Origin of the sequence: Agrococcus sp. SL85, assembly GCF_026625845.1 — a bacterium.
Taxonomy (GTDB): domain Bacteria; phylum Actinomycetota; class Actinomycetes; order Actinomycetales; family Microbacteriaceae; genus Agrococcus.
This window is the reverse complement of sequence record NZ_CP113066.1, coordinates 1,083,867-1,105,350: the sequence shown is the minus strand read 5'-3', so window position 1 is coordinate 1,105,350 and position 21,484 is coordinate 1,083,867. Positions and strand designations below refer to the sequence as shown.

The 21,484-nt window shown below is 76.5% G+C and carries 18 protein-coding genes and 3 pseudogenes; 7 read left to right on the top strand and 14 right to left on the bottom strand.

Translation table 11 applies throughout. The annotated features are described in order from the left end of the window. Nucleotides 1-71: 71 nt before the first annotated feature. A complete protein-coding gene (locus OVA14_RS05405; RefSeq protein WP_267505235.1) occupies nt 72-1,028 on the top strand; it encodes an ROK family protein in 957 nt (318 codons plus the stop codon). A gap of 37 nt (nt 1,029-1,065) precedes the next feature. Here the strand turns inward: OVA14_RS05405 and OVA14_RS05400 are convergent, their stop codons facing one another. From OVA14_RS05400 to OVA14_RS13785, 3 genes and pseudogenes are all read right to left on the bottom strand, one after another. After that, entirely contained in the window at nt 1,066-1,722 is a 657-nt protein-coding gene (locus OVA14_RS05400) for a response regulator (protein WP_267505234.1), read from the bottom strand. Continuing rightward, nucleotides 1,719-1,850: a hypothetical protein gene (locus OVA14_RS05395; RefSeq protein WP_267505233.1), complete on the bottom strand. Its 132-nt coding sequence runs from the start codon at nt 1,848-1,850 to the stop codon at nt 1,719-1,721. The genes OVA14_RS05400 and OVA14_RS05395 overlap by 4 nt, the downstream gene beginning before the upstream one ends. Nucleotides 1,851-2,206: 356 nt before the next feature. Further along, nucleotides 2,207-2,344, bottom strand: a pseudogene (locus OVA14_RS13785) (histidine kinase); the annotation flags it as partial. Nucleotides 2,345-3,240: 896 nt separating this feature from the next. Between OVA14_RS13785 and OVA14_RS05390 the strand changes: the two are divergent. Further along, nucleotides 3,241-3,834 (top strand): GAP family protein, encoded by a 594-nt coding sequence (locus OVA14_RS05390; protein WP_267505232.1) that lies wholly within the window; start codon nt 3,241-3,243, stop codon nt 3,832-3,834. 139 nt (nt 3,835-3,973) lie between these two features. On the opposite strand, the gene OVA14_RS05385 is transcribed toward OVA14_RS05390, so the two are convergent. Then, complete coding sequence (locus OVA14_RS05385) at nt 3,974-5,599, bottom strand: DEAD/DEAH box helicase (protein WP_267505231.1); 1,626 nt, start codon at nt 5,597-5,599, stop codon at nt 3,974-3,976. A gap of 321 nt (nt 5,600-5,920) precedes the next feature. Beyond that, nucleotides 5,921-7,111 (bottom strand): MFS transporter, encoded by a 1,191-nt coding sequence (locus tag OVA14_RS05380; RefSeq protein ID WP_267505230.1) that lies wholly within the window; start codon nt 7,109-7,111, stop codon nt 5,921-5,923. 116 nt (nt 7,112-7,227) lie between these two features. Here OVA14_RS05380 and OVA14_RS05375 point away from each other — a divergent pair, with 116 nt between their 5' ends. Then, nucleotides 7,228-7,665, top strand: coding sequence for a MarR family winged helix-turn-helix transcriptional regulator (locus OVA14_RS05375; protein WP_267505229.1), 438 nt, complete (start codon nt 7,228-7,230; stop codon nt 7,663-7,665). Between the two features lie 12 nt (nt 7,666-7,677). Here OVA14_RS05375 and OVA14_RS05370 read toward each other — a convergent pair whose 3' ends face one another. Beyond that, on the bottom strand, nt 7,678-8,574 hold the full coding sequence (locus tag OVA14_RS05370) for a matrixin family metalloprotease (protein ID WP_267505228.1): 897 nt from the start codon (nt 8,572-8,574) through the stop codon (nt 7,678-7,680). A gap of 362 nt (nt 8,575-8,936) precedes the next feature. Between OVA14_RS05370 and OVA14_RS05365 the strand changes: the two genes are divergently transcribed. After that, nucleotides 8,937-10,265 (top strand): cytochrome P450, encoded by a 1,329-nt coding sequence (locus OVA14_RS05365; protein ID WP_267505227.1) that lies wholly within the window; start codon nt 8,937-8,939, stop codon nt 10,263-10,265. Between the two features lie 34 nt (nt 10,266-10,299). Here OVA14_RS05365 and OVA14_RS13490 read toward each other — a convergent pair whose 3' ends face one another. The 3 genes and pseudogenes from OVA14_RS13490 to OVA14_RS05355 all read right to left on the bottom strand — a co-directional run bounded on the left by OVA14_RS13490 (nt 10,300) and on the right by OVA14_RS05355 (nt 14,142). Next, nucleotides 10,300-10,950 carry an MFS transporter gene (locus tag OVA14_RS13490; protein ID WP_324288049.1) on the bottom strand — a complete coding sequence of 217 codons (651 nt, stop codon included), beginning with the start codon at nt 10,948-10,950 and terminating at the stop codon, nt 10,300-10,302. Nucleotides 10,951-11,086: 136 nt separating this feature from the next. Continuing rightward, nucleotides 11,087-11,596, bottom strand: a pseudogene (locus OVA14_RS13485) (MFS transporter); the annotation flags it as partial. A 319-nt stretch (nt 11,597-11,915) separates the two neighbouring features. Next, nucleotides 11,916-14,142, bottom strand: a pseudogene (locus tag OVA14_RS05355) (ATP-dependent Clp protease ATP-binding subunit). A gap of 143 nt (nt 14,143-14,285) precedes the next feature. Here OVA14_RS05355 and OVA14_RS05350 point away from each other — a divergent pair. Both OVA14_RS05350 and OVA14_RS05345 read left to right on the top strand, forming a co-directional pair. Next, on the top strand, nt 14,286-15,029 hold the full coding sequence (locus tag OVA14_RS05350; RefSeq protein ID WP_267505226.1) for a Pr6Pr family membrane protein: 744 nt from the start codon (nt 14,286-14,288) through the stop codon (nt 15,027-15,029). A gap of 44 nt (nt 15,030-15,073) precedes the next feature. Next, nucleotides 15,074-15,856, top strand: coding sequence for an alpha/beta fold hydrolase (locus OVA14_RS05345; protein ID WP_267505225.1), 783 nt, complete (start codon nt 15,074-15,076; stop codon nt 15,854-15,856). A gap of 26 nt (nt 15,857-15,882) precedes the next feature. On the opposite strand, the gene OVA14_RS05340 is transcribed toward OVA14_RS05345, so the two are convergent. The 5 genes from OVA14_RS05340 to OVA14_RS05320 all read right to left on the bottom strand — a co-directional run bounded on the left by OVA14_RS05340 (nt 15,883) and on the right by OVA14_RS05320 (nt 20,754). Then, a complete protein-coding gene (locus tag OVA14_RS05340) occupies nt 15,883-16,302 on the bottom strand; it encodes a GNAT family N-acetyltransferase (protein WP_267505224.1) in 420 nt (139 codons plus the stop codon). Between the two features lie 785 nt (nt 16,303-17,087). Beyond that, the gene (locus OVA14_RS05335) at nt 17,088-17,894 is read right to left on the bottom strand and encodes a hypothetical protein (protein WP_267505223.1); all 807 of its coding nucleotides are present in this window, start codon (nt 17,892-17,894) and stop codon (nt 17,088-17,090) included. A gap of 57 nt (nt 17,895-17,951) precedes the next feature. Continuing rightward, nucleotides 17,952-19,349 (bottom strand): sensor histidine kinase, encoded by a 1,398-nt coding sequence (locus tag OVA14_RS05330; protein WP_267505222.1) that lies wholly within the window; start codon nt 19,347-19,349, stop codon nt 17,952-17,954. After that, nucleotides 19,342-20,019 (bottom strand): response regulator transcription factor, encoded by a 678-nt coding sequence (locus OVA14_RS05325; protein ID WP_267505221.1) that lies wholly within the window; start codon nt 20,017-20,019, stop codon nt 19,342-19,344. Before OVA14_RS05325 ends, OVA14_RS05330 begins: the two co-directional genes overlap by 8 nt. Nucleotides 20,020-20,097: 78 nt before the next feature. Further along, a complete protein-coding gene (locus OVA14_RS05320) occupies nt 20,098-20,754 on the bottom strand; it encodes a dihydrofolate reductase family protein (RefSeq protein WP_267505220.1) in 657 nt (218 codons plus the stop codon). A 237-nt stretch (nt 20,755-20,991) separates the two neighbouring features. Between OVA14_RS05320 and OVA14_RS05315 the strand changes: the two genes are divergently transcribed. After that, nucleotides 20,992-21,480 carry an Hsp20/alpha crystallin family protein gene (locus OVA14_RS05315; protein ID WP_267505219.1) on the top strand — a complete coding sequence of 163 codons (489 nt, stop codon included), beginning with the start codon at nt 20,992-20,994 and terminating at the stop codon, nt 21,478-21,480. Nucleotides 21,481-21,484: the final 4 nt, after the last annotated feature.

The following is a 21,484-nucleotide window of genomic DNA, read 5'->3' as shown; positions in this document are numbered from 1 at the left end:
CCATCCTCCCGCCGACGGCTCGGGAGCGCATCCGTGCCGCGGGGCGGCGCGCGAGGCGGCAGGATGGAGGGATGACCACGGCAGGGCTCGACATCGGCGGCACGAAGATCGCCGGGGTCGCGCTCGCGCCCGCTGCGGCGGTCGGCGACGACCGCGTGCTCGCGCGCCTGCACGCGCCCCACGCCGTCGCGGGCCCCGCCTCGCTCGTCGACGCGCTCGAGGGCGCGGTGCGCGAGCTCGACGCGCAGCTGGCAGCGGCGGGGCACCCGCCGATCCGGGCCGTGGGCCTCGCGATCGCCGCCTGGCTCACGGTCGACCGCGAGGTCGTCACCTGGGCGGCGCACCTCGGCGTGCGCGAGTTCGCGCTGCGCGCGGCGCTCGCCGAGCGGCTCGGCGTGCCGGTCACGATCGACAACGACGCCAACGGCTACCTCGTGGGCGAGGCCGCGCTCGGCGCCGCCCGCGGTGCTCGCTCGGCGATCCTCATCGCGCTCGGCACGGGGGTGGGCGGCGCGTTCGTGCTCGACGGCCGGCCGCTCATCGGCGCGCACGGCCTCGCGGGCGAGCTCGGCCACGTGACGGTCGACGAGTCGGGGCCGCTGTGCTCGTGCACCGCCCGCGGCTGCATCGAGGCCTACGCGGGCGGCAACGCGCTCGCGCGCGACGCGGCCGGCATCCCCGCCGCGGTGGCCCTCGCGCCCGACGGCGTCGCGCGGGCCGAGCACGCCGCCGCCGCCGCGAGGGCCGGCGACGCGGCCGCGATCGCGCTCTTCGAGCGCGCGGGCCGCGCGGTCGCGGCGGGGCTGCGGCGGCTGCTGCCTGCCTTCGACCCGGAGGTCGTGGTGCTGGGCGGGCGCGTGCTGCTCGAGTGCACCGATCTGCTGCTGCCGACGATCGAGCGGGAGCTCGCCGACCACGCCCCGCTGCAAGGGGTGCCGCAGCCGCGCCGCCTCGTGCTCGCGGAGCTCGGCGGCCACGCGGCCGCCATCGGCGGCGCCGTGCTCGCGGAGCGCGCCGCCGAGCGCTGAGCGCGGGGCCGTCCGCCCGACGATCGCGGCGCGACCGTCAGACGAGGCCCGCGTCGCGCGCGACGACGGCCGCGCGCATCCGGGAGGGCGCGTCGAGCTTCGCGAGGATGCGCGAGACGTGCGACTTCGCGGTGGGCTCCGTGATGCCCAGGCGCGCCGCGAGCTGCGCGTTCGAGAGGCCCTCGCCGAGCCCCGCGAGCACCTCGCGCTCGCGCGCCGTGAGCGGCGCGAGGAGCACCTCGGCGTCGGCGCGCGCCGGAGCGGCGGGCGCAGCGTGCCGCAGCCGCTCGAGCACGCGACGCGTGACCTCGGGCGCGAGCACGCCCTCCCCCGCCGCGACCCGCCGCACGCCCGCGACGATCTCGCCCGGCTCCGCGGTCTTCAGGAGGTAGCCGGAGGCGCCCGCCGCGAGCGCGCCGTCGACGTGCTCGTCGACGTCGTAGGTCGTGAGCACGAGCACCGCGACGCCCTCGGCGACGACGGCCGCGGTCGCCTCGATGCCGTCGGCCCGCGGCATGCGCACGTCCATGAGCACGACGTCGGGTCGGAGCGCCCGCGCCTGCAGGATCGCCGCGCGGCCGTCGGCGGCCTCGCCCACGACCTCGATGCCCGCGTCGGCGGCGAGCACGGCCGTCACGCCGGCCCGCACGGCGGCGTGGTCGTCGGCGACGACGACGCGGAGGGGGCGGCTCACGCGACCACGACCGCGTCGGCGTCGCGCGCCCGGGCGAGCGCGGGCACGCGCACCCGCACGAGCCACGTGCCGGCCTCCGTCGGCCCGGCCTCGCCCTCGCCGCCCGCGGCGCGCCAGCGCTCGCGCATGAGCGGGATCCCGAGGCCCGTGCCGGCCGCCGCCGCGGGCCGCCCCGGCAGCGCCGTCTCGACGCGCAGGCTCGACGCCGTCGCGCTCGACCGCGGTCGTCAGGCGCACGAGCGCGCCCGGCGCGTGCCGCGCGGCGTTCGCGATCGCCTCGCGCGCGATCCGCGCGAGCGCGTGCGAGGCGGTGCTCCCGAGCACGCCCTCGGGCACCTCGCCCCGGGCCTCCAGCTCGACCCCGAAGCGCGCAGCCTCGGCCTGCAGCGTCGCCGCATCCTCGATCCTCGCCGCCGTGCGGGGCGCCGCGTCGGCGCGCTCGCCGCCGAGCACCGCGATCGCCTGGCGCAGGCTCGTCGAGCGCCTCGAGGCTCGACCGCCGCACCGCGGCCACCGAGGCTGCGGTCGAGGGATCCGGATGCGCGCGACCGGCGAGCGCGCCCGTCTGCAGCGCGATCGCCGAGAGCCGAGCGGCGAGCTCGTCGTGCAGCTCGTGCGCCATCGCGGCGCGCTCGTCGCGGAGCGCCGCCGCGCGCTCGGCCTCCGCGGCGGCGGCGACCGCTGCGGAGCGCTCGCGCTCGACGCCGAGCAGCGCGTCGCGCTGCCGCACCGAGGTGCCCCACAGCGCGGGCGTGCCGAGCAGCATCGCGAGCATCGCCGCGACCTGCACCGCGTCGGCCGGATCGGCGGGCCGCGCGAGCACGAGCATCGCGAGCGCGGTCGCCCCAGCGACGCCGAGCGCCCACGCGCGGGCGCGCGCCGAGGGGTGCAGCATCGCGGCGTAGACGGCGTCGAGCAGCGCGAGCAGCGGCACGACGGGCAGCGCGCCGCCCACCCACGCCGCGTCGACGAGCAGCAGCGCGCCCAGCATCGCGGTCGCGAGCACGGGCAGCCGCCGCTTCGGCAGGGTGGCCGCCGCCGCCGCGACGACGATCGCCCACGGCGCCCACGGCTCGCCGAGCGGCAGGGCCGGATCGTGCGCGGGGCCGCTGCCGCCGAGCGCGAGCACCCCAGCGACGACGAGCAGCAGCACCGCCACCGCGGCGTCGCCCGTGGCGGAGCCGTACCGGATGCGCGGCAGCACCCAGGCGTCGAGCGGGGCGGGAGCGGGGGCGGCCATGCCTCCATCCCAGCACGTCGCGGCCTCCCCCGGCTCCTCCGAAGGATGGAGGCCCGCGGTGGTGGCCTCGATCCTCCGCCGGACGCGCGGCGGCGCGGGCCGCGGGAGCCTCGCAGGCATGGACCTCCCCACCATCGGCATGCTCGCCCTGCTCGCCCTCGCCGACTCCACGAGCTTCGGCACGCTGCTCATCCCCGTCTGGCTCCTGCTGGCCTCCACCCGGCCGCGGCCGGGCCGCGTGCTCGCCTACCTCGGCACGGTCGCCGGCAGCCTACCTGATGCTGGGCGCGCTGCTCTCGCTCGGGGCCCGGCTGCTGCTCGACGACCTGCAGGCCTGGGTGGCGTCGCCGGTCGGCGGCGGGATCCTCGTGGTCGTGGGCCTCGTGCTGCTCGTCGTCGCGCTCCTGCCGCAGCGGAGCTCGGAGGGCGCGCGCAGCGGCAGGCTGCTGCGGTGGCGCGAGCGGGCCGTGGGCGCCGAGGCAGGGTCGCTCCGGCCCCTGATGGGGCTCGCGCTCGCGGCCACCCTGCTCGAGATCGCGACGCTCCTGCCCTACCTCGTGGCGATCGGCATCCTCGACCGCGCCGCGCTGCCGCTCCCGCTGCACGCGGCGGCGCTCGCCGGCTACTGCCTCGTCATGGTGCTGCCCGCCCTGGTGCTGCTCGTCGTGCGGCTCGTGGCGCACCGCGCCGTCGAGCCGGCCCTGCAGCGCCTCAACGCGTGGCTCACGAAGCAGGCGGGCGAGCTGACGGCGTGGGTCGCCGGCCTCGTCGGCGTGCTGCTCATCAACCTCGGCGCGGCACCCATCGGCGGCATCGGCGGCCTCGTCGACGCGCTCACCGACGGCATCGGCTCACTGCTGGGCCCCGGCTGATCCGCGCCCGCCGCGCCCCGCGAGCACCCGCACCCGCGCGGCGTGCCGACGCACGCACCGCGGGCACGACGGAGCCCCGCCGCCGGCGACGAGGCGCGGGGACGGGGCTCCGGATGGGTGCGCGCGGGAGGCGCGGGGCTCAGCCCTGCGGGCGCTGCGCGCGGCGCGAGCCGCCGCGCTGGCCGCCGGAGCGGCCGGCGCCCGGGCGGCCGGGGTCGCCGGCCTGCATCGAGCCGCCGCCCGTGGACGACCACGCGACCGAGGAGCCGCCGCGCGGCTGCTGCTGGCGCTGGCCGCCGCCCGCGCCTGCGCTGCGGCGCTGGCCGCCCGAGCGGCCGCCCGCGGCCGGGGCGCCGGAGCGGGCCGGACGGCCCGCCTTCGCCTCCGGGCGACCCGAGCGGTCGCGGCGCGGCCGGTCGTCGCGCTCGCGCGACTGCCCACCGTGCGCGGCCGATGCCGCGGCGCCGCCGCGGGCCTCGCGCGCCGCGCGCTTGCGCTGCGCGTTGGCGCCCGTCGAGCGGCCGCCGCCGGCCTGCTGCTGCACCTCGTTGCCGGCGCCGGGGCCGCCGGGCACGGGCTCGACGTGCGGCGCGGCCTCGCCCACGAGCGCCTCGACGGGGGCCGAGAGCGCGCTGACGCGCTGCGCCTGCACGTCGATCGCGGCCTTGCGCAGCAGCTGCATCGTGTCGCGGCGCTGCTCGGGGAGCATGACGGTCACGACGTCGCCCTCGCTGCCGGCGCGCGCGGTGCGGCCCGAGCGGTGCAGGTAGGCCTTGTGCTCCATGGGCGGGTCGACGTGCACGACGAGCTCGACGTGGTCGACGTGCACGCCGCGCGCGGCGACGTCGGTCGCCACGAGCACCTTCACCGAGCCGTCCGAGAAGGCGGCGAGGTTCCGGTCGCGGGCGTTCTGCGAGAGGTTGCCGTGCAGGTCGACCGCGGGGATGCCGGAGGCCGTGAGCTGCTTGGCGAGCTTCTTCGCCTGGTGCTTCGTGCGGGTGAAGAGGATGCGGCGGCCGAGGCCCGAGGCCAGGCGGCGCACGAGCGCGTTCTTGTCGCCCGCCTCCACCTCGAACAGGTGGTGCGTCATCGCCGCGACGGGCGAGTGCGCCTCGTCGACCGAGTGCAGCACCTCGTCGTGGAGGAACTTCTTGACGAGCTTGTCCACGCCGTTGTCGAGCGTGGCCGAGAACAGCATGCGCTGGCCCGACTGCGGGGTCTTCGAGAGGATGCGCGTCACGACCGGCAGGAACCCGAGGTCGGCCATGTGGTCGGCCTCGTCGATGACGGTGATCTCGATCGCCTGCAGCGAGGCGATGCCCTGCTGCATGAGGTCCTCGAGGCGGCCGGGGCAGGCGACGACGATGTCGACGCCGCCGCGGAGCGCGGCCTCCTGCGGACGCTGCGAGACGCCGCCGAAGATCGTGGTGACGGTGAGGCCCGCGGCCTTCGCGAGCGGCGTCACGGTGGCCGCGATCTGCGTCGCGAGCTCGCGCGTGGGCGCGAGCACGAGGCCGAGCGGGAGGCCCTTGCGGCGGCCGCCGCCCGCGAGCTCGCCCGCGAGGCGCGCGACGAGCGGGATGGCGAACGCGAGGGTCTTGCCCGAGCCGGTCTTGCCGCGGCCGAGCACGTCGCGGCCCGCGAGCGTGTCGGGCAGGGTGTCGACCTGGATGGGGAAGGGGCTCGTGCGGTCCATGCCCGCGAGGGCGGTGACGAGCTTCTGGGGCACGCCGAGGTCGGCGAACGTGGGGACGGTGGTCTGCATGCGTGTCTTCTCTGTCTGCTGGCGCCGCGCGGCATCCCTCCGGCGCTCGGGATCACCCGGAGCGGCCGGCGCCCGGCCGGCGCCCGGATCGGTTCCGGGTGGCGGGGCGGGATGCGGCGGCGCAGTTCGGCGAGCGCGGCGGGAGCCGCGATCGTTCGCCGCGGAAGGTTCATCGACGCCCGGATCCAGGCCCGTGCGACGGGCGGAGGGAGGCGGAGAGAGGAGCGTTCTACGACGCAGGCGAGCGGGGACCGCTCGCGCAGTGCCTCCATGCTATCAGCAGGGCCCGCAGCGCGTCCGGGCCCTGCTGGCGAGGCGGTCTCAGGCGTCGACGAGCTCGCGCCGTGCGCGCCCTGCGCCCGCCTCGTCGCGGCGGATGCCGCGCGCGGCCGCGGCCATCACGCCGAGCCCGAGCAGCGTCAGCCCCGCGCCGATCCAGATGGGCGAGGTGTAGCCGAGGCCCGCGGCGATGCCGAGGCCGCCGAGGAAGGCGCCGAGCGCGTTGCCGACGTTGAAGGCCGCGATGTTCGCGCCGCTCGCGAGCGTCGGTGCACCCTCGGCGACGGCCATGATCCGGGTCTGGAGGCCGGGCACGGTGGCGAAGCCGAAGCCGCCGAGGAGCGCGAGCCACACGACGGTCGCCGGGGCGCTCGAGGCCGTGAGCGCGAAGCCGACGAGCACGACGACGAGCGCGCCGAGCACCACGAGCAGCGTGCGGTCGCGGGCGCGGTCGGCGGCGCGTCCGCCGAGGATGTTGCCGGCGAAGAGGCCGAGGCCGAGCACCACGAGCAGCCACGGCACGGCGGCGGCGTCGAAGCCGGAGACGCCCGTGAGCGTGTAGGCGAGGTAGGTGAAGGCGCCGAAGACGCCGCCGTAGCCGAGCACGGTGATCGCGAGGGTCAGCCACACCTGCGGGCGGCGGAAGGCGCCGAGCTCGCGGCGGAGGCTCGGCACCTCGCGCTCGCCGCGGGGCTCGCGCACGGTCGTGGCGATGCCGATGAGCGCGAGCACGCCGATGGCCGTGATCGCCCAGAAGGTCGCGCGCCAGCCGAGGGCCTGGCCCAGGAACGTGCCGAAGGGCACGCCGAGCACGTTGGCGGCCGTGAGGCCCGTGAACATGATGGCGACGGCCGCGGCCTTGCGCTCCGGCGCGACGAGGCTCGCCGCGAGCACCGAGCCGATGCCGAAGAACGCGCCGTGGTTGAGCGCGGCGACGACGCGGGCGAGCAGCATGACGTCGAACGTGGGGGCGAGCGCCGAGAGCAGGTTGCCGGCGATGAAGAGCACGAGCAGGCCCAGCAGCGTCGCCTTGCGCGGCAGCCGCAGGGCGAGCGCGGTGATGACGACGGCGCCGATCGCGACCGCGAGCGCGTAGCCCGTCACGAGCCAGCCTGCCGCCGCCTCGTCGACGCCGAAGTCGGCGGCGACCTCGGGCAGCAGGCCCATGATGACGAACTCGGTGAGCCCGATGCCGAAGCCGCCGAGCGCGAGCGCGAGGAGTCCGAGGGGCATGGTCTTCCTTCCAGGGGGTGGGACGCGTAGCATGTAGTTGCAGACGCGGGATACATCGTTGCACACGCAACTAACCCGCGCAAGCAACGACCTGTCCGCGACCCCTGGAGGCCCCCGTGTCCGTCCCCGACGACGCCGTCGAGGTGCGCGCCCGCGGCTGGCGCACGCTCGCCGCGCTCCACGCCCGCATCGAGCAGGGGCTCGAGCGCGTGCTGCAGGCCGAGGCCGGCCTCTCGGTCGTCGAGCACGCCGTGCTCTGCACCCTCGAGCGGCAGGACGGCTGGCACATGCGCATGCAGCAGCTCGCGCGTGCCGCAGCGCTGAGCCCCAGCGCCACGACGCGCCTCGTCACGCGGCTCGAGGATCGCGGCCTGCTCGTGCGCGTGCTCTGCGCCGACGACCGGCGCGGCATCTACACCGAGCTCACCCCCGCAGGTCGGGCGCTCGTCGAGGCCGCGCGACCGGCCTACGAGGACGCCCTCGAGGCCGAGCTCGCCGCGGCGGGCGAGCTCGACGAGCTCGCACCGCTCGTCGACGCGATCCAGCGCGGCTGAGGCCGCCGGGCCTCAGTAGCGGTCGCGGAGGCTCGCGAGGTCGCCGCCGCCCAGCAGGCGCTGCGCGAACTCGCAGGGCCGCGCCGAGGCGCTCATCGTCTGGTCGGCACCGCCGCGCTCGGGCTGATGCGCGAGCCCGACGGCGTGCCCGAGCTCGTGGGTGAGGATGCCCTGGAGGTCGTAGGCGCTCCGGCAGCCCCTGCTGCTCGTCGTCCACGCGCGGCCCGTCGTGTCGACGCGCGTGTCCGCCTCGTAGATGCGGCCGCCCGCCATCCACACGCACGTGATCGCGAGCGCGGAGCCGGAGATCGGGCCGAAGTCGACGACGTTGCGGCCATCGGCGGCTCCGCAGCCGTTGCCGCCCGTGACCGCGGCGTCGGCGCTGCTCGAGGTGCCGAGCGAGGTGCGCAGCCCGATGCCGCCCGTGCCGCAGCCGCTCGTCTGGCCGGTCTGGAGCACCCACAGCGAGGTGCTCACGGCAGCGCGGAAGGCGCTCGCGCCGATGTTCGAGGGCCTGCGCTCGGCGGTGTTGACGACGAAGGGCATCGTGCCGCTCTGCCAGCGGCCCGGCGCGACGCGCACCTGGCGATCGGTGCAGCGGCCGCCGGCGCTCGTGGCGACCGGCGTGCGCGCGGTCGCGGCGTGGGCGGTGGCGCCGACGGTCCCGGGCAGGGCGGGCAGGGCGGGCACGGCTCCTGCGGTGCGGGCCGCCTCGTCGTGCGCGCCCTCGTCGTGCGCGTCGTCCGCGTCGTGGTCGTGGCCGTGACCACCGAGCGCCTCGAGCAGGGCATCGCCCTCGAGCACCCGCACCGCGCCGTCGGGCGCGGTCTCGACGCCGAGGCCCATGGGCTCGCCGCCGTCGACCATGCTCCAGGCGAGCACGACCTCCCCCGCCGCCGGGATCCGCATCGCGGCGCCGTCGACGTCGAGCAGGGCACCGTCGAGCGCGCAGCCGCTCGCGACCAGGCTCGTCGACCTGCGCGAGCGGGATCGGCGCGGCGCCGGCGGGGCAGGCGGGCGCGCCCGCCGCAGGCACCACGATGCCCGCTGCGACCAGGCCCGCGATGGCGAGCTGGCCGAGCGCTCGACGTCGGATCGTGACCATCCGGAACCTCGCTCCCGCTCAGGACGCCAAGTATCGGCTCAGGAAACCCCGCCGCGCAAGTGCAGGATCTGCATCATTGCCGGTTCGGCGTGTCGCGGGCTCCGCGGGATGCGGTAGCGGGGCGAGCCCGGAGGCCGCGGCCAGGCGGAGGGACTACCGTCGCCGGATGCGCCTCCCGCACGACGACGCCCCCTCGCTCCTCACCCGCGGCTACGGCTTCGCGCCGCGCATCTGGGAGCGCGTCCGGCCCGGCGCCCGCGCCGCACCCCTCCGGCTGCTCGGCGACCGCGGCATCCTCGTGCGCGGCGGGGAGGGCGTCGCGCTCTTCACGGATCCGGCCGTGGTGCGGCGCCGCGGCGCGATGCCCGCGCCCGTGCAGGAGACGCTCTTCGGCCACGGCTCGGTGCACAGCATCGACGGCGCCGACCATCGGCACCGCAAGGCCACGTTCGTCGAGGTCGCCTACGACGACGCGCAGGTCGCGCGGCTGCTGCCGATCCTCGAGCGCGAGTGGCGCGCCGAGCTCGAGGCGTGGGCGGCGGGCGGCCGCAGCAGCGCCTACGAGGCCGCCGTCGACGCCTTCGGACGGGCGATCATGCGCTGGGCGGGCCTGCCGGGCACGGCCGCTGCCCGCACCCGCTGGTCACGCCGCCTCGCACGCATCGTCGACGGCTTCGGCGCCCCGGGCGAGCCCGGCTTCCTCGCGGCCATCCTCGACCGCGCCTTCTCCGACCGGCACGCCGCGCGGCTCGTCGAGGCCGTGCGGCAGGGCACGCTCGAGGCCCGCGAGGGCACGGCGCTGCACGCCTGGGCCTGGCACCGCGACCGCTCGGGCGAGCTCCTGCCGCCGCGCCTCGCCGGCGTCGAGCTGCAGAACGTGCTGCGGCCGATGATCGCGGTCGCGCGCTTCGTCGCCTACGCCGCGAAGGCGCTCCACGAGCACCCCGGCTGGCGCGAGCGGATCGCGGCCGAGGCCGCCGATCGCGGCTCGCTCGTGGCGGGCCCGCTCGCGGTCGCGTTCGCGCAGGAGGTGCGCCGCACCTCGCCGTTCGTGCCCGTGCTGCCCGGCATCGCCATCGCGGCGGCCGAGCTCGACGGGCAGCGCGTCGAGCCCGGCGACCGCATCGTGCTCGACCTGCTGGGCACCGACACCGACGAGCGCTCGTGGGAGCGCGCGGGCGAGTTCGACCCCGAGCGCTTCGTGGGCGTGGAGGACTTCGAGGCCCTCCGCGCCTTCGTGCCGCACGGCGGCGGCGAGGTGCCCACGGGGCACCGCTGCCCCGGCGAGCGGCTCGCGATCGCGGGCCTCGCGGCGGCCGTCGCGGCGCTCAGCGACCCGCGCGTCGAGATCCTCGCCGAGGGCCTCGAGGTCGACCTGCGTCGCCTGCCCACGAAGCCCGCCTCCGGCGGGCGCGTGCGCGCGGCGGGGGCGGGCGCCGGGGAGCGCGGCGCCGCGGAGCGCGGCGCCGGGCGAGGCTGCCCGTTCCACCGCTGAGGGCGCGCAGCGCCCGGCCACCGCTGCGGGCGCGTCAGCGCCCGGCGGGCTCCGCGAGCGCGGCCTCGAGGCCCTCGAGCGAGCGGCCGCGCGTCTCCGGCACCGCGCGCGCGATGAGCGCGAGCGCCGCCGCGCCGAGCCCTGCGAAGAGCAGGAAGGCGCCGCCGATCCCGAGGCCCGCGAGCAGCGAGGGGAACAGCAGCGCGAGCGTGCCGTTCGTGAGCCAGTGCAGCAGCACGGCCACGCCGATGCCGAGCCCGCGCATCCGCTGCGGGAACACCTCCGAGAGCACGACCCACGTCGCGACGTTGAGGAAGGTCTGCATCGCGCCGACGAAGGCGACGACGAGCACGAGGATGACCCACGGGCGCGCCGCGTCGCCCGGCTGCAGCACGACCGAGGCGAGCCCGATGAGCAGGTGGCACGCGGTCGTGAGGCCGTAGCCGACGAGCAGCGTCGTGCGGCGGTCGACGCGATCCATCATCCAGAGCGCCACGAGCCCGCCGACGACCGCGATGACGCCGGGTGCGACGTTCGCGACGAGCGCCGCGGCCTCCGAGAAGCCCGACTCCACGAGCACCGTCTGGCCGTAGTACATGATCGCGTTGATGCCCGTGAGCTGCTGCGCGACCGCCACGACGACGCCCGCGAGCAGGATGCGGCGGAGCACGGGCGAGGCGAGCACGTCGAGCAGGCGCAGCCGCGGCTCCCCCGGCCCGCGCGCGGCGCGCGCCGCCTCGATCTGCGCGAGGCTCTGCCGCCGCGCGAGGCTCGGGGCGCACGGTGCGCAGCACCGCGAGCGCCTCCTCGCCGCGGCCGCGCTCGACGAGCCAGCGCGGGGACTCGGGCATCCGCAGCATGCCGGCGAAGAGGGCGATCGCCGGCAGCGCACACACGGCGAGCATGATGCGCCAGACGCCGTCGAGGTGCCCCAGCGTGGCCCCGAGGATCGCGTTGACGACGAAGGCCGCGAGCTGGCCCAGCACGATCGCCACCTCGTTGCGGCCCGAGATCGAGCCTCGGATCTCGTGCGGCGCGAGCTCGGCGAGGTAGACCGGCACGACGGTGGAGGCGCCGCCGACCGCGATGCCGAGGAGCACGCGACCGACCACGAGCACGGCGAGCCCGGGTGCCGCGACGAGCACGACCGTGCCCGCGAAGAACAGCACCGCGAGCGCCACCATCACGGTGCGGCGGCCCCAGCGGTCGGCAGCGCGGCCGCCCGCGAGCGCCCCGATCGCGGCGGCGAACACGAGCGACGAGGTCACGACCCCCTGCTCGAGGGCGTCGAGGCCGAGCTCGGCGCTCATGGGGCGCAGCGCCCCGTTCATGACGCCCGTGTCGTAGCCGAACAGGAGGCCGCCGAAGCACGCGACGATCGAGACGACGCCGAGGCGCGCGCCCCAGGGCCCCGTCGTCAGCGGCGGCAGCGCCGCGGCGCCCCTCGCTCCCTGCGTCGCCGTCACATCGGCCTCCGATCCCGCGCGCCCGCTCGGGCGCACCGATCGATCCTGCCCTCCCCGCGCGCTCCGCGGCGAATGCGGCGTTCGTTGGCGGATGCGCGGGCCCTGCGCGGATGGGCCCTGCGCGGATGCACGGATCGGCCCCGGAGGCGGTCACCCCGGGGCCGATCGGTGCGGGGGGCGAGGGTCAGTCGAGCAGCTCGCCCTCCTCGGCGTCGTCGTCGGCGCCCGCGTCGAACGACCACTGCGCCGGGCGCTCCGCGCCCTCGGGGCCGAGCCACAGGCCCGAGCCCCCCGGCGCGACGTCGACGACGACCGTGTCGCCGTCGCGCACCTCCCCGCCGAGCAGCGCCCGGGCGAGGCGGTCGTCGATCTCGCGCTGCATGAGGCGGCGCAGCGGCCGCGCGCCGTAGAGCGGGTCGTAGCCGCGCTCCCCCAGCCACTGCCGGGCGGCATCCGTGACCTCCACGACGAGCCGGCGGTCGCGCAGGCGCCGGTCGAGGCCGCGCACCTGGATGTCGACGATCGCCCCGAGCTCCTCGGGCGAGAGCGCGTCGAACACGACGATGTCGTCGAGGCGGTTGACGAACTCCGGCTTGAACGCCTGCCGCACCGCCGCCATGACGGCCTCGCGGGCCGCGGCGGGCTCGATCGTGGGATCGGTGAGGTAGCCGGAGCCGAGGTTGGAGGTGAGGATGAGGATGGTGTTGCGGAAGTCGACCGTGCGGCCCTGGCCGTCGGTGAGGCGGCCGTCGTCGAGCACCTGCAGGAGCAGGTCGAAGACCTCGGGGTGCGCCTTCTCGACCTCGTCCATCAGGACGACCGAGTAGGGCCGGCGCCGCACGGCCTCGGTGAGCTGGCCGCCCTGCTCGTAGCCGACGTAGCCGGGAGGGGCGCCCACGAGGCGCGCGACCGAGTGCTTCTCGCCGTACTCCGACATGTCGATGCGCACGAGCGCGCGCTCGTCGTCGAAGAGCAGCTCGGCGAGCGCCTTGGCGAGCTCGGTCTTGCCGACGCCCGTGGGGCCGAGGAAGAGGAAGGAGCCGGTCGGCCTGTCGGGGTCGCTGACGCCCGCGCGGGTGCGGCGCACGGCATCCGACACCGCCGCGACCGCGGCCCGCTGACCGACGACGCGGCCGGCCAGCTCCTGCTCGAGCGCGAGGAGCTTCTCGGTCTCGCCCTGCAGCAGCCTGCCCACGGGGATGCCCGTCCAGGCGGCGACGACGGCCGCGATGTCGTCGGCGCCCACCTGGTCGCCCACCATCCGCGCGCCCGCCTCGGCCGCGGCGGCCTCCGCCTCGGCGAGCTCGCGCTCGACCTTCGGCAGGTCGCCGTAGAGCAGCCGCGCCGCGCGCTCGAGGTCGCCCTCGCGCTGCGCGCGCTCGGCGCGGATCTTCAGGCTCGTCCTGGCGCTCGCGCAGCGCGCCGATGCGGTTGAGGCTCGCGCGCTCGGCCTTCCAGCGGGCGTCGAGCTCGTCGAGCCGGGCGCGCTGGCCCGCGAGGGCGGCGTCGAGCTCGGCGAGGCGCTGGCGCGAGGCGTCGTCCTTCTCCTTCTTGAGCGCGAGCCGCTCGATCTCCATGCGGTCGACCGTGCGGCGCAGCTGGTCGATCTCGACGGGCGAGGAGTCGATCTCCATGCGCAGGCGGCTCGCGGCCTCGTCGATGAGGTCGATGGCCTTGTCGGGCAGCTGGCGCGCGGTGATGTAGCGGTTCGAGAGGGAGGCCGCGGCCACGAGCGCGCCGTCGGCGATCGTCACCTTGTGGTGCGCCTCGTAGCGCTCCTTGAGGCCGCGGAGGATCGCGACGGTGTCCTCCACGCTCGGCTCGCCGACGTACACCTGCTGGAAGCGGCGCTCCATCGCGGCGTCCTTCTCGATGAACTCGCGGTACTCGTCGAGCGTCGTGGCGCCGATGAGGCGCAGCTCGCCGCGGGCGAGCATGGGCTTCAGCATGTTGCTCGCGCCCTGGCTGCCCTCGGCGGCGCCGGCGCCCATGATGATGTGCAGCTCGTCGATGAAGGTGATGATGCGGCCCTGCGCCTCGTCGATCTCGGCGAGCACGTTCTTCATGCGCTCCTCGAAGTCGCCGCGGTACTTGCTGCCGGCGATCATCGCGTTGACGTCGAGCGAGACGAGCGCCTTGCCCTTGAGGCTCTCGGGCACGTCGCCCGCGACGATGCGCTGCGCGAGGCCCTCGACGACGGCCGTCTTGCCGACGCCCGGCTCGCCGATGAGCACCGGGTTGTTCTTCGTGCGGCGCGAGAGCACCTGGCTGATGCGACGGATCTCCTCGTCGCGCCCGATCACGGGGTCGAGCCTGCCGGCGCGCGCGATCGCGGTGAGGTCGGTGCCGAACTGCTCGAGCGCCGAGCGCTGGTCGTCCTGACCGGGCATCATGCCGCCCATCCGTGCCATCCGTCTCCTCCTGATCAGAAACTTGAGTGGTGTTGACTCAAGTTTACTCCGGACGGGCTCGGAGCACCACTGCCGATGCGCGGATCATGCGATGCGAGCCGCGGCGCGGCGTCGGAGGCGCCCGGCACGGCATGATGGGCGATGTGAGCACCACCCCGGTCGTCGAGCCCTCGGCCAACGCCTCCCGCCTCCGCCGCGCCCTGCTGGTGGGTCGCGCCGCGATCGCGCTCCTGATCCTCGCAGCGGTCATCGGGCAGCTCGTGGTGAGCCTCGGCTTCTGGACCGAGCGGGGCGATCCCGACATCGGTCAGAACGTCGGCAACTTCTTCTCGTTCTTCACGATCCAGTCCAACCTGCTGGCGATGGTCACGCTGGGCGTGCTCGTGGCCGCGCAGCTCGGCCGCCCCCGCATCGGGCGGCGCTTCGACGTGCTGCTGCTGTGCGCCACGACCTACATGGTCGTCACGGGCATCGTCTACAACATCCTGCTCCGCGGCATCGAGCTGCCGCAGGGCTCGACCCTCGGCTGGTCGAACGAGGTGCTGCACCTCGTCGCGCCGCTGTGGATGCTGCTCGACTGGCTGCTGAGCCCCCGTCGGCGGGAGCTGCGCTGGCGCGATCTCGGGGTCGTCGCGATCTACCCGCTCGTGTGGCTCGCCTACACGCTGCTGCGGGCACCGCTCATCGACGACACCTTCGCCTCCGGCAAGCCCTACTGGTACCCCTACCCGTTCCTCGACCCCGCGAACCACGACGGCGGCTTCGCGGGCGTCGCCGTCATGTGCGTCGTCGTCGCCGCGATCGTCGTCGCCGGCGGCGCGCTGCTGCTGTGGTTCGCCCGCTGGCGCGGCGCGCGCACGGCGGCCGCGGTCGACGCGCGTCCGTAGGCGACCGCCCGGCTCGGCACCGACGCGCTCGATAGCGTGGCGGGGTGACCGACTCCCCCGCGCCCGACGCGCTGCGCACGACGACCCTCGGCGAGCAGGGCTCCCCCGTGCTGCTCTGCCACGGCCTCTTCGGGCAGGGCAAGAACTGGTCGCAGATCGGCAAGGCGCTCGCCGACCGGCACCGCGTCACCCTCGTCGACATGCCCGACCACGGGCGCTCGCCCTGGACCGAGCGGCTCGACTACCTCGCGATGGCCGACTCGGTCGCCGCGCTCATCGACGAGCCCGCCGCGCTCGTGGGCCACTCGATGGGCGGCAAGGCGGCGATGCTCGCGGCGCTGCGGCACCCGCAGCAGGTCGAGCGGCTCGTCGTCGTCGACGTCTCGCCCGTCGCCTACCGCTCCGCCGACGAGTTCCGGCGCTTCATCGACGCGATGCTCGCGATCGACCTGGGCGCGCTGGGCTCGCGCGGCGACGCGGATGCGGCGCTCGCGGAGGCCGTGCCGGATCCGGGCGTGCGCGGCTTCCTGCTGCAGAACCTCCAGCGCGAGGACGAGGGCTGGCGCTGGCTGCCGAACCTCGAGGTGCTGCGCCGCGACCTCGACGCGCTGCGCGGCTTCCCCGAGGTCGACGCGGTCTACGAGGACCCGGTGCTGTGGATCGCGGGCTCGGAGTCCGGCTACGTGCGCGACGAGTTCCGCGAGGCGATGGAGGCGCGGTTCCCGGCCGTGCGCCGCGTGACGGTGAAGGGCGCCGGCCACTGGGTGCACGCGGAGCGGCCGGCGGTCGTCACCGAGCTGCTGCGCCGCTTCCTCGACGACGCCTGACGCCTCGCGGCCGCCGGAGCGGAGGCTCAGAGCACCTGGTGCATGCCGGTGCGGCCGGGCGCGACGTCGTCGAATCCGAGCGGCTCGTAGAGCCGCCGCCCCGGCGGATCGGCCGTGAGGGTCACGTAGGCGCCCGGCTCGGCGCGCTCGCGGATCTCGTCGAGGAGCGCGACGAGGATCGCGCGCCCGAGGCCCCGCCCCTGGTGCTCCGGCAGCGTCGCCATGTCGGCGATGAGGAAGCACCAGCCGCCGTCGCCCACCACGCGGCCCATCGCGGCGATCGAGCCGTCGGCCGCGAGGGCCGTGCGCCACGACCAGGTGCCGGCGATCGCCGCGGCCGCCTGCGCCTCCGACTTGGGCGAGAGCCCGGTGACCTGCCGCAGCCTCCGGTAGCCGTCGACGGCGGGAGGGGCGGCGCGGGGCTCGTAGCCGGCGGGGTCGGTCATGCGCCCATCCTGCCGCGCCGCGCTGACGTGGGCGGAGCCCGCTGCTGACGCCGGCGGCGCCATGGGCCGACGCCCGCTCGGGATCCGCGCCGCCCGGCGCGTGGGAGGATGGAGCCCATGCCCGACGCAGCCGAGCCCCGCGCCCGCGTGGTCCTCATCGGCGGCGCGTCCGGCTCCGGCAAGTCGCGGATCGCGGAGGGCTCCGGCCTCACGGTGCTGCGGCTCGACGACTTCTACCGCGACGGCGACGACCCGACGCTGCCGCTCCTCGAGACCGGCGAGGCCGACTGGGACCACCCGGGCTCCTGGCACGCCGACCGCGCCGTCGACGCGCTCGAGGAGCTCGCGCGCACCGGCCGCACGAGCGCGCCCGTCTACGACATCTCGACGAGCAGCGCGAGCGGCACGCACGAGGTGGTGCTCGGGGACGCGCCGCTGTTCGTCGCCGAGGGCATCTTCGTGGCCGAGGTCGTCGCCGAGGCGCGGCGCCGCGGCATCCTCGCCGACGCGATCTGCGTGCGCCGCTCGCGCTGGGTGACGATGGGCCTGCGGTTCGCGCGCGACCTGCGCGAGCACCGCAAGAGCCCCGCGTTCCTCGTGCGCCGCGGGCTGCTGCTCGCACGCCGCGAGCCGGCGATCGTCGCCGAGGCTCACCGCGGCCGGCTGCCGCCCCGTGCGCGTCCGCGCGGCGCGGCGGATGCTCGCGCGACGCTGACCGCCGCGCCGTCCCCGCAGGCAGCGCAGAGGCCCCCGCGCCGCAGCGCGAGGGCCTCGGGCGGCGAGGCTCAGCCCACCTCGATGACCGAGAGGTCGTCGGCGAGCTCGACGTCGACATCGTCGCCGCCGTTCGCGACCTCCACCTCGAAGCGCAGCTGGCCGCCCTCGTCGTCGGTCTCGATGCTCACGAGCGAGCCGCCGCCCGCCGCGGCGATCGCGGCATCTCGGATGTCGGCGATGCGCGCGGGGTCGAGCGCCGGGTCGTTCGTGGTGTCGTCGCCGTCGTCGTCGGCGCGGACCACCGGCTCGCCCTCGGCGAGCACGCGCACGTCGACCTCGGTGCCGTCGGCGAGGCGCACGTCGACGTCCCAGCCGTCGCGCTCGACCTCGATGCTCGTGGCCTCGCCGCCGCCGGCGGCCGCGATGGCGGCGTCGATCGCCGCGACGAGGTCGGCGGGCTCGTCGGAGCCGGCGCCGGGACGGTCCTCGCCGCCCGGGGCGGGCGTGCTGCCGGGCCCGCCGGAAGCACCGGGCGCGTCGGAGGCACCGGGCGCGTCGGTGGCGCCGGGGGCCGCACCGGAGCCGCTGGGGGCGGGCGCGGTCGCCGCGACGTCGCCGCGGCCCTGGTCGTCGTCGTCGCCGACCGCGTCGGCGATCGTCATGCCGACGCCCGCGACCGCGAGGATCGTGAGCGCGGCAGCCGAGCCGATGAGCACGGGGCGGAGGATGCCGCGGCCGCGGGGCGCGGGCTCGGCGGCCGCGACCTGCGCGGTCTCGGCCGCGGGCGCCGCCTCGGGGCTGCGCGGGGCGGGGTCGTTCGTCGCGTCGTGCGCGGCGGGGATCTGCTCGGGATCGCGGGGCGTCTGCTCGTTCATGGGCACCACCTTCCCGGCCGGCCGCTGACGCGGGTCTGAACGATCCTGAACGCGGGTTCAGCGAGCATCGGGCGGCAGGGCAGCGGCAGCGCGGTCACGGCCGCGCCGCGGGCGCTCGAGCACGAACCGCGCGCCGCCCGCGGGCGCGACGCCAGCCCACGCCTCGCCGCCGTGGGCGCGCGCCACCTCGCGCACGATCGCGAGCCCGAGGCCCGAGCCGCCCTCGTCGCGGGCGCGCGCCTCGTCGAGCCGCACGAAGCGCTCGAAGACCCGCTCGCGGTCGTCCGGCGCGAGCCCCGCGCCGTCGTCGTCGACCCACAGCATCGCCCGCCCCTCGCGCACGACCGAGCCGATCGCGATGCCGCCGCGCGCGTGCCGCAGCGCGTTGTCGACGAGGTTGCGCACGGCGCGCGCGAGCAGCCGCGGATCGCCCTCGACGGGCGCGGGGCGCACGCCGGCGGCGTCGATCGCGCCGCCGAGGCCGCGCACCCGCTCGACCTCCTCGCGCGCGATGGCGTCGAGCGAGGCCGCCCGCCGCGTGCCGCCGCCGTGCTCGTCGAGCCGCGCGAGCAGCAGCAGCCCCGCGACGATGCCCTGCATCCGCTCCCCCTCGTCGAGCACGACGCCCGCGAGCTCGTCGGCGGAGGTCGTGGCCGGGTGGGCGCGCGAGAGCTCGGCGAACTGCCGCATCGTCGCGAGCGGCGAGCGCAGCTCGTGCGAGGCGTCGGAGACGAACCGCTGCCGGGCGCGGGCGCCCGCCTCGACGCGCGCGAGCATCCGGTTCATGGTCGCGGCGAGCCGGTCGACCTCGTCGCCTCGGCCCGTCGTCGGCACGCGCCGGTCGAGCGCGGCCGCGTCGATGCCGTCGACCTGCGCGCGGATGCGGTCGACCGGCGCGAGCGCGCGGCCGACGACGATCCACACCACGGTGCCGACGAGCACGATCGTGAGCGGCACGGCGATGAGCAGCAGGGCGGTCGCCGAGCGCACGGCGTCGTCGATGCCCTGCGCCGAGCGGGCGACGACGATCGTGCCGGCCGCCACCTCGTCGGCGACGACGATGTAGCGCTCGCCGTCGACCTCCTCGACGGCCGCGCCGCCGACGGGCGCGCGGAGGCCCGCCGCGGCCTCCGCGTTCACCACCACGCCGGTGCCGGAGCGGAGCGCGACGAGCACGTCGTCGTCGCGCTCGACGAGCGCCGCGGTCTGGACCGTGCCCGCGTCGACGCCGTCGGCGAGGGCCGCGAGCTCGTCGGCGAGCTGCTCGGCGGTCGCGTCCTGCAGCATCCGCTCGAGCGTGATGACCATCGCGACGCCGCCGAGCCCGAGCACGAGCGTGACGGCCGCGAGCGCGGCGGCGAGGATGCGGAGGCGGATCGAGGCGCCCGCGCGGCGCGCGGGCCGTCGCGGCGCCGGGGCGGCTGCCGGCGCCGGGCCGGCCGGCGCCTCAGCCACCGTCGGCCGCCAGCCGGTAGCCGGCGCCGCGCACCGTCTGCACCGCATCCCGGCCGAAGGGCCGGTCGACCTTGCGGCGGATGCGGCCGACGTAGACCTCGACGATGTTCGCCTCGCCCTCGAAGTCCTCGGCCCACACGTCGTCGAGCACCTCGCGCTTCGTGACGACCTCCCCGCGGCGACGCATGAGCAGCTCGAGCACGGCGAGCTCGCGGGCCGTGAGCTCGATCGCCGCCTCGCCGCGGTGCACGGTGCGCGCGGCGGGATCGAGCCGCAGGTCGCCCGCCTCGAGCACCGTCGGGCGCTCGCGGCCGCCGCGGCGCGCCAGCGCGCGGATGCGCGCCACGAGCACCGGGAACGAGAAGGGCTTCGTGAGCCAGTCGTCGCCGCCGGTGTCGAGGCCCTCGACCTCGTCCCACTCGCCGTCCTTCGCGGTGAGGAACAGCACGGGCGTCCAGATGCCCTCGGCGCGCATCGCCTGGCAGACGCGGTAGCCGCTCATGCCGGGCATCATGACGTCGAGCAGCACGACGTCGTACGCGAACTCGCGCGCGCGCCAGAGCCCGTCGACGCCGTCGTGCGCGACGTCGACCACCATGCCCTCCGCCTCGAGCCCGCGACGCACGCCGTCGGCGAGCCGCACCTCGTCGTCGACCAGCAGCACGCGCATGCCCCGAGCATCCCCCGCCGGGCCTGACGCGGCGCTGAACGCCGCGCGCCGCGCCGCCCGCGCGCGCCGGCCGCGCGCTCAGCCGGCCGGATCCTCCACCATGACCTCGGCACCGTCGACGACCTCGTAGGTCGCGATGCGGAAGGGGCTCGGCACGAGCACCATCGCGACGGCGCCGCTCTCGGCCACGCGCACGTCGGAGACGTCGAAGCCGCTCGGCCGCGCGACGTCGTCGAAGAGCCGCTTGCCGCGCCCGACGACGACGGGGAAGACGATGAGCCGCAGCTCGTCGAGCAGCCGCTCGTCGATGAGCGTCTGCAGCAGCTGCCAGGAGCCGTGCACCTGCAGCTCGCCCTCGCCGCCGTCCTTGAGCGCGCGGATGCGGGCGACGACGTCGTCGGCGATGACCGACGCCGTGCCCTGCCAGGGCGCCTCGGCGGGGTCGAGCGTCGTGGAGACGACGTGCTTCGGCGCGGTGTTGAGCCGCTGGGCCACGGGGTCGTCCGGATCGGTGACGAGCGGCCAGTAGGCGGCCATCATGTCGTACGTCGTGCGGCCGAAGAGCAGCGCATCGGTGCGCGCGAACCAGCCGGTCACGACCTCCCCGACCGTGTCGTCGAACGCGGGCGCCACCCAGCCGCCGTGGCGGAAGCCTCCGCTGGTGTCCTCCTCGGAGCCGCCGGGCCCCTGCATGACGCCGTCGAGGGTCATGAACTCGTGCGCGACCAGTCGCATCCGGATCCCTCCGCTCGGCCGCTCCGTCGCGGCACCCGTCGAGCATGGCCGCAGCCGCGCCAGGCGCGCAAGCACCGGCCTGACCTCCGCTCGTCCTGAGGCTGCTCGAGGCTCCCTCTTGGCACTCTCCAAGCAGGAGTGCCAACACTGGGAGGTGCTCCGCGGGGCGCCCGCGGAGCCGCCAGGCACCCGGGCGGGCCGCACAGGGCGGCCGCCCCAGAGGAGGAGGTGGTTGTCATGGCACTGACCTTCGACCCGTTCCGCGAGATGGACCGCATGGCCGCTCGCCTCATGACGAGCGGCGGCACGCAGCGCTCGGCGAGCTGGATGCCGATGGACCTCTACCGCGCGGGCGACCGCTACGTCGTGCACGTCGACCTCCCGGGCGTCGACCCGGGCTCGATCGCGCTCGACGTCGACGCGAGCACGCTCACGATCCAGGCCGAGCGCACGCTCGGCGCGGCCGACGGCGCCCAGTGGCTCGCGCAGGAGCGCCCCGCCGGTCGCTACGTGCGCCAGCTGAGCCTCGGCAGCGACATCGACCAGGACGCGATCCACGCCGCCTACGAGCACGGCGTGCTCACCCTCACGATCCCGGTCGCCGAGCGCGCGAAGCCGCGGCGCATCCAGGTCGAGCACCGCGGCGAGCAGGCGTCGATCGCGCGCGACGCGGGTGCGGATCCGGGTCCGGCGGACGCCGCGCGCCCGTCCCCCGTCGGCGGCTGAGCCG